This window comes from Neisseria sp. P0009.S007 (assembly GCF_051962515.1).
The window spans coordinates 1-269 of sequence record NZ_JBQCVF010001115.1; the positions used below are offsets into that span (position 1 = coordinate 1).

General features: G+C 40.9%; 1 pseudogene. It reads left to right on the forward strand.

Annotated features, from left to right (window positions below):
- A pseudogene (locus tag ACTHS3_RS17955) lies at nucleotides 1-269 on the forward strand (pilus assembly protein PilQ); the annotation flags it as partial.

A 269-nucleotide genomic window follows, 5' to 3' on the forward strand; every position in this document is an offset into this window, starting at 1 on the left:
GTTGTTAAATCAGATTACGGCCGCGCAAAATAATGACCGTTCCCGTATTGTGTTGGGTTTGAATAAAACTGCCCAATACAATACTGAAATTCATGGTAATGAAGTTTGGGTTTTTGTCAGCGAGTCAGCTGACCGAAATTCAGCAATGTCTGTATCAAATAATAAGCCTTCTATGCAGGATTCTGTTCCGTCAGAAAAAGCAAAGCAAGTCGCTAATTCCGCGAATATCGACTTCCGTAAAGGCTCACGCAATTCAGGTGTTGTTGAAT